At 62.8% G+C, this 6,636-nt stretch carries 7 protein-coding genes; 2 read left to right on the top strand and 5 right to left on the bottom strand.

Annotated features, from left to right (window positions below; genetic code table 11):
* Window positions 1–243: 243 nt before the first annotated feature.
* Together PKKP23_RS25470 and PKKP23_RS25465 are read right to left on the bottom strand one after the other, a co-directional pair.
* Window positions 244–1,329 (bottom strand): S-adenosylmethionine:tRNA ribosyltransferase-isomerase, encoded by a 1,086-nt coding sequence (locus PKKP23_RS25470; protein WP_126878924.1) that lies wholly within the window; start codon window positions 1,327–1,329, stop codon window positions 244–246.
* 2 nt (window positions 1,330–1,331) lie between these two features.
* On the bottom strand, window positions 1,332–2,057 hold the full coding sequence (locus PKKP23_RS25465) for an SDR family oxidoreductase (protein WP_168724599.1): 726 nt from the start codon (window positions 2,055–2,057) through the stop codon (window positions 1,332–1,334).
* A 118-nt stretch (window positions 2,058–2,175) separates the two neighbouring features.
* Here PKKP23_RS25465 and PKKP23_RS25460 point away from each other — a divergent pair, with 118 nt between their 5' ends.
* Window positions 2,176–2,745: a helix-turn-helix transcriptional regulator gene (locus PKKP23_RS25460; RefSeq protein WP_126878922.1), complete on the top strand. Its 570-nt coding sequence runs from the start codon at window positions 2,176–2,178 to the stop codon at window positions 2,743–2,745.
* 318 nt (window positions 2,746–3,063) lie between these two features.
* On the opposite strand, the gene PKKP23_RS34205 is transcribed toward PKKP23_RS25460, so the two are convergent.
* The 3 genes from PKKP23_RS34205 to PKKP23_RS25450 form a co-directional block, all read right to left on the bottom strand.
* On the bottom strand, window positions 3,064–3,237 hold the full coding sequence (locus PKKP23_RS34205) for a hypothetical protein (protein ID WP_017777675.1): 174 nt from the start codon (window positions 3,235–3,237) through the stop codon (window positions 3,064–3,066).
* Window positions 3,238–3,677: 440 nt separating this feature from the next.
* Window positions 3,678–5,036, bottom strand: coding sequence for an MATE family efflux transporter (locus PKKP23_RS25455; RefSeq protein ID WP_126878921.1), 1,359 nt, complete (start codon window positions 5,034–5,036; stop codon window positions 3,678–3,680).
* Window positions 5,033–5,359, bottom strand: a complete 327-nt coding sequence (locus tag PKKP23_RS25450) for a DUF2288 domain-containing protein (protein WP_413213452.1) — start codon at window positions 5,357–5,359, stop codon at window positions 5,033–5,035. The genes PKKP23_RS25455 and PKKP23_RS25450 overlap by 4 nt, the downstream gene beginning before the upstream one ends.
* A gap of 155 nt (window positions 5,360–5,514) precedes the next feature.
* Here PKKP23_RS25450 and PKKP23_RS25445 point away from each other — a divergent pair, with 155 nt between their 5' ends.
* Complete coding sequence (locus PKKP23_RS25445; protein WP_126878920.1) at window positions 5,515–6,054, top strand: cytochrome b; 540 nt, start codon at window positions 5,515–5,517, stop codon at window positions 6,052–6,054.
* Window positions 6,055–6,636 lie beyond the last annotated feature (582 nt).

Here is a 6,636-nt window from a genome sequence, read left to right as displayed (position 1 = left end):
GAACAGGACCGTGAAACGACTCCACGCCGATGATAGTGCGGATTGCCCGTGTGAAAGTAGGTAATCGTCAGGCTCCTTACCCCGCAAAGACCCCGCCACCCATATGGCGGGGTCTTCTGCTTTGGGCCGGCGCTTCCCTCCTGAACCACGCCTCGACCAGTCCCCACTGGCAGCCCCAAAACCTCCCGCATCTCCAGCCCCGGCAGAACATCCGCACTACTTCGCAGCACACCAGCGAGACCATTAAGCGCATTCTGCCGTCCGCTTGCATTCGCAACGTACTTCATCTTTTCTCGCATCACGCTCAATCCATATCGAATCTCCGAATTCGTGTGTCCGGTAGTGCTCGTTTTCGAGTACCGAGGTGGCATGTGCCAGCGTTTGACGGCTAACGAATGCGGAAAGCAGCGCGTAGTGGCTCGATTCCGGCTCATGTGTACCGGAGATGATCACATCAACGATGCGCAATCGCGTATGGCGTCCAATACGCCCGCTCGCAACCCCATCGCCGACGCGTACGCCCCCGTCGGGCATAGCCGCGTGCTCGAGCGCGCGGACGACGGTGGTGCCGATGGCGATCACGCGTCCACCTCGCATGTTCGTTTCCGCGACCAGTCGCGCGGTTGCGAGTGGTATCCGATACGGTTCATCCAGAGGTAAGCGCTCATCGAGGGAAGAATCGCCGGTCGACGACAATCCGGCGGCATGCGTCAGTGTGGTGAAAGACGCGCCCTTGTCACGCAGCGCCTTCAATGTGCGCCAGTCTAGAGCGAAGCCGGCCGAAGGCGGTTCAAATGCAACGGGCAGCGCAGCGATCGGCGTCCACACATCCCACAGTGCGAGCGGTGCTGGAACGTGAGCGTACTGAACCGGTCGGCCATGCGTCGCGAGTCCTTGCCAGATGCTCGTCGGTGTACCGTGGAAATCGAGTTCAACGAAGCGCGGATGATCCAGCGTTCGTACGATCGTTGCCTGCAACGAACCTAGCCGCAATCGGTCGCCACGAACGAGGGGCGGGGGCGCTTCGCGTGCTTCCGTGGGAGTACGGAAGTCACCGGCGCCGAACACGAGGCAACTGAAGCGCGCGACGTCGTTCGGATCGATGGATGCACGGGCCGCTAGCCGGATCTCGATCGGCGCGCCGGTGGGTTCGTGAATCCCGTGAAGACTCGCGGGGAGCGTTGCCGCATCGTTAGCAATGACACAATCGCCAGAGCGCACGAGATCGGCGATCGCGCTCCGAAGGCGATGACGGATGCGTCCGCAGCGGTCGATCACGAGAAGCCGTGCATCTTTGGGACGCTGGTTAGGAAGGCTGGCAGCTTGCATCTTCAGCGCACCCCCATCGACATATTTTCGCGTAGGTCATCAAGCGTTGACGTAATCACATCCGCGAACTCGCGTGCTGCATCCGCGGGACGTCGCAAAGTCGCTGGATCGGCATCCGGCAATGCCAGCCGATGCAGTGGAGTGTCCATGTCGCCCGGATCGAGAGCGAGCACGCGGATTCGTTCGTCCGCGAGTTCTGCATTCCAGATGCGGCTCATCTGGCGCAGCGCGGCTTTGCTCGAGCCATATGCCCCCCATCTTGCGTACGGCTCGATAGCGGCATCACTCGACACGTTCAGCACCAGTGCACCGCCGTGTTCGCGTGCCGATGCCGCAAGCGCGCCGAGCAACGCCTTCGTTAGCCGGAACGCGCCCAGCACGTTCACTGCGAGCGCTGCTTCGAAGTCCTCACATTGGGTATCGGCCAGTAGTGCAAGCGGGGTAGGGCCAAGCGACGACGCATTGTTCACAAGTACATCGAGACTACCTAGTAGCCCTGTAATCTGCGTCGCAAGCGGATAAATGTCGTCCTTGCGTCCGATGTCGCCTACAAGGCCCACCACGCCGGGCCGCTCCGCAGCCACGGCAGCGACACGCTTCGGATCTCGAGCGACAAATGCCACTCGAGCCCCGCGCATGAGCAGTTCGTCCATCAAGGCGAGGCCCAGGCCTGAGGTGCCGCCGGTTATCGCGGCACGTACGCCGCGCAAGTCATCGCGATAGTTCATCGCACTCTCCAGATTGAAGATGGGGCGGCGCACGCACGCCGTCTCGTGGCCTGATAATAGGAACGCGCACGTCCTTGCCCCAGCGCGATGTCCAAACCTTTGTCGGAAAGTCGATACGATGGACGAACTCGATCACGCCGCGCAGCACCTGGCCCGCAATCTCGTTGCGCTAAGACGCACGCGAGCCCTCACGCAGGAGGCGCTGGCGAAGGTCTCCGGATTGCCGCGCTCGACGATCGCCAATCTGGAATCCGGTGACAGTAATCCGTCGCTTACGGTGCTCATGAAAGTGGCGGGTGCGCTTGGGGCGCCGATCGATGAACTGCTGGCCTCGCCCCGGGCGAAAGTGCGCAAGTGGGCGGCGGCCGATGTCCCGACGCACAGCCGCGGCATGGGGCTGACCATCCGGCCGCTTGTGCCGGAACCGATGCCGGACGGGATACTGGAGACGATGTCCTTCGCGCCGGGCGCAACGATGCGCGGAACACCTCATCTGCCGGGCACGCGCGAGTACTTCACGTGCCTTTCCGGACAAGTGGCCGTGTTTGTTGCGGGCGAACGCCATGGCGTTGCCGCTGGCGAGGTGCTCGCGTTCCCTGGCCACGTGCCGCACTCGTATCGCAACGAAGACGCGCAGCAGGCGGCGTTCAGCGTGTCGATCGTCGTGCTTGCGAAAGCCGGAGTTTGAGGTGGGAGGGAAGTAGAAAACGCGTTTATTGCCCGTCCGGGCGCAGCGGCCCAGAGCACGCATGGCGTGCCGCTGTCAACGAAGGAAGGGGCGCGGAGGCGCCTCGTGTACGCGGTTGTTGCCCCGCAATAACAGGCCAGCCGGCAGTTCGCGCAGCAAGTGCAACGCAGCAAACCGGCGAGGGCAGCCCGCAAGAACGGCGCGCCAATACGCCACGAGCCAACTAACCGTCAGCCAACAACAACCCACGCAGCGCGTCGCCGGACGCGCTGCAGCGCTGCCAACCCCAGACAGAACAGCCTCGGACGGAGCGAGCCTTCAATGCCTGCGCCGCGTCCAGTCGAGCATGTGATGCTCGGCCAGCCAGTGGTGCATCATGCCTTCACCGTGGTGCTCGCGCCGGTAGGTCCGCGATTCGAAGATGGTCAGTCCTAGCAAGACGAGCAAGCCCACGGTCAGTCCGACCAGGCCCGCGATTGACTCGGCATCCATGGCAGCCTCCTTGGACGATTGCGGCCATGCGTACATGGTAGGACAGCAAAAACGAACCGGGGAGGAGAACTGTACGTTGCGGCAAACCGCCCGCGGGCGCGTCCCTGGCGCTTTGCGCGTAGACTCGCGGCTTTGCCACTTCGCCGCATCCGGCTTCGGGAAATCCATGAGTCGTCCCTTTTTGATCCTCTTGTTCTTGTCTGCATTAACCGGCTGTGCCGACAATTCGTCCGCCGTGCGCCATGGCCCTCCGCCGCAGGATCCGCCGGACTATCACGGGGTGCCCACCGACGTCCGGCCGCCGCAGATGATCGAGGCACCGGAGGCGGCGCCGAAATAGACGCAAAACAGCCGCGAAACGTCGTGTTCGCGGAATGCGCGGCGGCTTACACAGGAAGAGCCGACGGCGCCGGCGCGAGCAGTCTGGCGCGCCTGCGCGTCTACGGCTGATGCGCCGCTATCGACGCCGCGAGCCGCGGCAGCCGCATGAGCAGCGTGATGCCGCGCGCTGCCATGAACGCGAGTAGCGCGGCCCACAGTCCGTGGTTGCCGAGCGGCGCAACGAGCGCCCACGACGCCGCCATGAACACGCCGCCCGACAGCGCCATCGAATACATCAGGTCCCGCGTGCGCGTCGCGCCAATAAACACGCCATCGAGCAGAAAGCCCCACACGGAAACGACCGGCGACAGCGCCGCCCACGGCAGAAAAACCTCCGCGGCCGCTCGAATGGCACGCTGATCCGTCAGTCGTTCGACGATCCAGGCGCCCGCCGCGCCGTACACGAGCGAAAACCCCAGCGCACCCAGTGCCGACCAGAACATCGTGACCCTGACGGACTGACGGAAGGCATCGCGATCGCGTGCGCCGGTTGCGGCGCCCACGAGCGCTTCCGCGGCGTGGGCGAAGCCGTCGAGTCCATACGCCATGAAGGTCTGGAAATTGAGTAGCAGGGCGTTGGCGGCCAGAATCGCGTCACCCTGGTTTGCGCCCAGATGCGCGAACCATCCGAACGCACCAAGGATGCACAGCGTGCGCAGGAAGATGTCGCGATTGATCGCTACCAGCCGCTTCAGTGCGACCGGATCCACGAGTTGCGCGCGGTCGAGCGGCGGCAGATTGCGGGGCAACAACTGCCGCAGCACGATGGCCCCGAGCACGAAGCCAAGCGCATCCGCGGTCGCCGTCGCGGCCCCGATACCCGCGATGTTCCAGCCGAATCCATACACGTAAAGCAGTACGGCGACGACATTGACCGTGTTGATGAACACCTGAATGACGAGCGCCGTGCGCACCCGCTGCACGCCCAGCAGGTATCCGAGCACGACGTAATTCGCGAGCGCAAAAGGTGCGGAGCCGATCCGCGCGCGGCAATAGACCTGCGCATTGCGCCGGACGTCGTCGCTGCCGCCGATCGCACGCAGCGTGTGCTCGATCAGCGGACCTTGCAGCACGAGGACAGCCAAACCCGCCACGAGCGCCAGCATGAGCGCCCGCACGACGTTGATCCGCAGCGCGGCGACATCGTTTGCGCCGAATGCCTGCGCGACGAGTCCCGTCGTGCCCATGCGCAGAAAGCCGAAGCCCCAGAAAACGAAGTTGAAAAAGAGGCCGCCTAGCGCAACGCCACCCAGGTTCGCGGCACCGTCGAAATGGCCTGCCACGGCGGTATCCACCGCGCCCAGAATGGGCTGGGTCAGATTCGCGATAACGATGGGGAAGGCGAGCGTGAGAACCCGCCGGTGCCAGTCGACCGGAGCCGCCGGTGAGGCGGCCCGCTCGCCAGCAGGGCTGCTCAACTGCGCTCCTGGACACACACCCAGGGCGACACGACGACAGCCCACAGTTCGGGATCGCGGGCGGTGAAGTCGGCGGCGGTGTCGGCCTGCATGCGCTCGACAAGCCCCGCGGAAAGCCATTGCGTGACCTGCTGCGTGTCGTCGCTCGCGATCGCCTCGGCGACACTCACGAGATCGAGATCGCGCGCCACCCGCAGCAGCTTGCCTTGTGCGAAAAAGCGTTCGAGATCCTGCCAGTCGATTTTCGCCGTTTCGCCAAGGAGCTTGAGATAGAGCGCGCTGTGAGAAGCTGGGTTCGTCGTCATCGTATTGGAATGGGACATGAGCGGTGACTACTATAAATCATCAAGCCGTTTGCAGACCAGGCCGTCCGGCTGCTTGAGCCATACACTGGCACTCGTTATGCTTCCAACCGGCGAATACTGGGCCGTGCGGCTTATTGCACGGCATATCCGAAGACCGAACCATCGAGGTATCAATGGCTTACTCCACTCCCCCCAAATACGATCCCTTCTCGAGACTGCTGCACTGGCTCATCTTCGTGTTGCTCGTTATTCAGTTCATCGTGGCGTGGACCATGCCGGGCATCCATCGCGGCACGCAGCCTGCAGGGCTCATCACGTGGCATCTCGAACTGGGCACGGCGATCGTCGCCGTCATGGTCGTTCGGCTCATATGGCGCGCCGTGCGCCCGGAACCCGCGCCAGCCGAGGGATCAGCCATGCTGCGTTCCGTAGCCCGCCTGACGCATGGTGTCCTGTATCTGCTGCTGATCGCGCAACCCTTGATGGGTTGGGCCAATGCATCGTCGAGAGGATGGTCGCTCACGCTGTTCGGGGTGATTCCGCTGCCGCCGCTCGCGGCTCAGGGCTCCACACTCGGGCATGAACTAGGCGATCTGCATGGCGCGCTCGCCTGGGGACTGCTTGGCTTGATCGGCCTGCACGTGGCGGCCGCGCTTTACCACCACTTCGTGTTGCGTGACGGCGTGATCCGCCGCATGTTGCCCGGTTCCTGATGCGCTTGCCCGATCCCGCCGCTCGCAACCAACCCGCGTGCCGTTGCGTCGAAATGCACCGGGCGGTGGAATCGGGCGATATAGCCGCGTGGTCAGACGTGCACATTCTGGCCACTTCGCTCGTTAAATTCGCGATAAGCTAATTTTGCGATATTTAGTCGTACGAGAAAGTGGTGTGTATTCGTGTGCCTATACTGATCGCTATTGTTAAAACACGTTTGATGAGTGCGGTCGCGTACAAAGCTTTAAATCTCCGCGAAGCTGTCCTATCCTTTCGTTAACCCGCGCTTTTGCCGGGCGTCGGAATTGCAGACTCTCGCCTCGCGCATTGTTCGCGTGAATCCCGCAAAGCTATACGCCATGCGCCTCTTGCCGATGCGGCGCCACGCACTCCGGTCTCTTTTCATCTACCGAATTACGTCGTTTCGCGATGTTTTAGCTTTCGCGAGTGGCTTCTCTTTCGCTTCACATAGCGCGTAATCCGTTCGCCGCATCACATTTCATTGGCAATTAATCGATTGCGCTGTATTAGACGCGTTGCTAGATTCCCAATTGGCGCATGGCGAACCGGTCCTTTGCCGA

Source organism: Paraburkholderia kururiensis JCM 10599 = LMG 19447 (assembly GCF_003986935.1).
Taxonomy (GTDB): domain Bacteria; phylum Pseudomonadota; class Gammaproteobacteria; order Burkholderiales; family Burkholderiaceae; genus Paraburkholderia; species Paraburkholderia kururiensis.
Note: the sequence above shows the minus strand (reverse complement) of the source record. Positions and strands in the feature narration are given on the sequence as shown.

Excerpts from the sequence above, each read along its gene's own strand:
- PKKP23_RS25450 (WP_413213452.1), bottom strand. The coding sequence starts at position 5,359 with ATGTCCCATTCCAATACGATGACGACGAACCCAGCTTCTCACAGCGCG.
- PKKP23_RS34205 (WP_017777675.1), bottom strand. The coding sequence starts at position 3,237 with ATGGATGCCGAGTCAATCGCGGGCCTGGTCGGACTGACCGTGGGCTTG.
- PKKP23_RS25465 (WP_168724599.1), bottom strand. The coding sequence starts at position 2,057 with ATGAACTATCGCGATGACTTGCGCGGCGTACGTGCCGCGATAACCGGC.
- PKKP23_RS25460 (WP_126878922.1), top strand. The coding sequence starts at position 2,176 with ATGGACGAACTCGATCACGCCGCGCAGCACCTGGCCCGCAATCTCGTT.
- PKKP23_RS25470 (WP_126878924.1), bottom strand. The coding sequence starts at position 1,329 with ATGCAAGCTGCCAGCCTTCCTAACCAGCGTCCCAAAGATGCACGGCTT.
- PKKP23_RS25445 (WP_126878920.1), top strand. The coding sequence starts at position 5,515 with ATGGCTTACTCCACTCCCCCCAAATACGATCCCTTCTCGAGACTGCTG.